We start from the raw sequence: 3,176 nt of genomic DNA, 5'->3' as shown, positions 1-3,176 counted from the left end.
ATGACCCAGTCCTTCCGCCAAGTACTCCAGATACTTCTCGAAGCGGTTTGACACCGTCCTCATCGCCTCTCACCCATGGCATCAAGTTATACACATATTACATTGATTTTTATGACACAGTAAGATTAAGGATGCTCTGATTTATTCGGCGCAGGCGTTACCGGCCCTGTCTGCGCGCATCTCCTCGGCGCGATGGCTCGACGATGCGCCAGTCTGCCTTCGCCATCGCACCTGTGATCTGCTCGCAGACAGGACCGGTCCCACCTACGCCGAATAAATCAGAGCATCCTTAAAGGGACTGTACCGGCAGCCCCATCACTGAACCGTCGTAAGTCAGCTCCACAATCACGGTCGGTGAGTCGGAGGAAGCTTTGGGAAGTGAAAGGCTGAATCCGCCTCCCGGGACGGAGCGCAGCGTCACGTCCGTCTTCTCACCCAATACCCGAGCGCGTAACAGCTTTGGGCCGGTACTGAATGCAGGAATGGTCATGCTGCTGGGTGGCGCAGAGCCATTGCTCGGCAAGAGGTGCAAGAAGATCGTCCTGCCTGACCGCGTGAAGCCAGCCGTAGAGGAGGGCAGGAACGGGCCGCCGCGTGTGCCGTAGATGGCCCTGCCGTGGCTTTGCAACCAGCGGCCCAGTTCATCGAGGCGTTCCAGCTGATCGTTCGGGATATGGCCGTCCGGTGCGGGTCCCACGTTCAGCAGAAAATTTCCGTCGCGCACCACCGTGTTGGTCAGCAGCAGCACGAGTTCTTGCAACGATCGAGGTTTTGCACCCGGTTGGTAACCCCACGTGCCGGCCAGCGTCACGCACAACTCCCATGGCTGGGTATTGTCAAAGTCGCCGAGTCGGTCTGCGCCTTCCCGCGTTCGCCAGTCTCCGGGAGCCGAGGTTCGATCATTGATCAGAATGCGCGGCTGGAGCTGATGAAGACGCCGGCTGACAAGATCATCCTGCCATGAGAACTGTCCCGAATAGGGTTTGTCATGAGCACGCGATTTCCAGCCTGAGCCATCGAATTCAATGCCGCCGAATCCGAGCCATTGTTCACCGCCGCCGTCAAACCAGATTAGATCGAGCTGGCCGTAGTCCGATGCCAGTTGCTCGATTTCCTTGTGGTACTGCTCACGCATCGCCTCGGCGGATTCAGGGTAAAGATCAGGGAAGAAGTACCCGGGAAAACGCCAATCGAGGGGGGAGTAATACAAGCCTGCACGCATCCTCTGCGCGTGCGCCGCGCGCATGTATTCGCCGACGATATCTTGATGTGCGGCCGTACGCATCGAGTTGAAATCGTTCGCATGCGAGTCGAACAGTGAGAAACCGTCATGGTGGCGCGCAGTCAGCACCATGTATTTCATGCCGGCCCGTTGAGCCGCTTTCACCCATGTTTCGGGTGCATGGGGATCCGGTTTGAATGCATCCGCGAGCTTTGCATATTGGCGATGGGGAATGCGTTCGTTGAACATGGCCCATTCGCCATGGCCCAACACCGAGTAGATCCCAAAATGGATAAACATGCCGAATCGCGCTTCGCGCCACCAACGGACGCGCTGGTCTGCGTCAGGGCCTCTGCGCACCTCGGCCAATCCGAAAGGAGGCGGTGGGAGAGTGGTGCTTTGGGCGTTTCCCGATGCGCTGGCCGAGGATGGTGCGGTGTCTTTTGTGTGGGTAATTGCTGGCGCTGGCGAGGTCGCCGAGGCACAGATCGGCGCCCATAGAAGCAGCGCATAGACAAGAACTCGAATGCTATTCATAAAAGGCCGACATGATGGATGATCCGGGGGTCATCGAATCCCTTGGCGAAGCGAGGGTAGGTTGGGTGCAAACACTTATATATCCCCGCGTTTTCTTTTCGCCAGCCTGGCTAAATCCAGAGGTCACATCGATTTCGTGTCGAAGCATATAGGCTGGGATGAAATCCCAGCGTCACCATGCAAGGCGGTGCTGGGATTTCATCCCAGCCTACGGCCGCGGCCACGGAAATGCCTTCAAGTTCGGAGCATTGTTGCCATCCCTCCCCTGCATGCAGGGGAGGGATGGCGATCGATGCATCCATCAATTCGACGAGGTGCCGTAGATGACGCCGCGGGCTGCGTCGGTACCCAAGTACACCGTGCCGAATGTGCGCGGATCGCCCACCACGTGCGTGATGCCACCCCATTGATGCTGCGCATCGTTGATTTGCACCCAGGTTGCCCCGGTGTCGATAGAGCGGAACAGGCCGGTTACGCCGTTGACCGTGCCGGCAAGGTAGATCGTTGGATAGTATTTGCCGGCGGCTGCCTTGCCGAAGCCGATCGACGTCGCGGCACTGATGGCCGATGCGTCGAACTGGCTCCAGCTCCAGCCGGAGCTTTGGCTGCGATACAGACCGTTGGGTGTCGCAAGCCAGATATCGCCTTGCACGCCCGTTACCGTCGACGCCTGACTGCTCTGCCAGGAAGCCAGCACCGGCAAGCCGGAAGTTGTCGACGCATACCAGGTAACGCCTTTATCCGAACTGCTGAAGAATGTGCCCGTGGCCTGGTTCCACGCGTAGAATAAATTGCCGTTGGCGCCATCCGACAACACTTGCACACTGGTCGGCAGGTTGGCGGTGCCGCTGCTGGAAGGATACGTCAAGGTTGTCCAACTGCTACCGTGATTCGTTGACGCCACCGGTGCGACATCCGAAGGCGCCCACACGATCGTGCCGCCATCGGCGGAAATCGCCACCGTTCCACCGCCGTTGGTGGAGCCGGCCTGGTTGGAAAAACCCGTCCAGGTGGAGCCGCCGTCGTAGGAGATCGAGCCGTACGAGGTGAGCGTGCTGTTGCCGTGCTGCAGAATGCGCACGATCGTCGAGGGGGAGTTCTTGGCGAAGTCCAGCCCGGTGCCGATGCTGTCACCGCAGGTGGGGTTGTTGGGTTGCGACTGCGGCACTGTCGTAAGGCTGGTGTGCACGAACCCGCAAACGTCACCGAGCCCGCTGATCAACGGCGGGCCGGCGGTGGGCGACAACAAGGTGATCACCGCCGTTTCCTCGATGCCGCTGGCGCCCACGGTCCAGTGGGTCGCTTGTCCCGCATCGGCGGAGGTGAGGTCGGACGTTGCCCAGATGCCACCGCCCGTGCCGTACATGGCATGCGCTGAATTGAACGGATCGATTGCTACCTCGCCCCAGTTGCCGAA

At 59.6% G+C, this 3,176-nt stretch carries 1 protein-coding gene and 1 pseudogene; both read right to left on the bottom strand.

The annotated features are described in order from the left end of the window. Positions 1 to 289 precede the first annotated feature (289 nt). Positions 290 to 1,759, bottom strand: a complete 1,470-nt coding sequence (locus tag VJR68_RS04830) for an alpha-L-fucosidase (RefSeq protein WP_324146432.1) — start codon at positions 1,757 to 1,759, stop codon at positions 290 to 292. A gap of 301 nt (positions 1,760 to 2,060) precedes the next feature. After that, positions 2,061 to 3,176, bottom strand: a pseudogene (locus VJR68_RS04825) (xyloglucanase); the annotation flags it as partial.

The sequence above is a fragment of the Dyella sp. genome, from assembly GCF_035277725.1.
Lineage (GTDB): Bacteria > Pseudomonadota > Gammaproteobacteria > Xanthomonadales > Rhodanobacteraceae > Dyella_B.
This window is presented reverse-complemented; position numbering and strand designations above follow the sequence as displayed.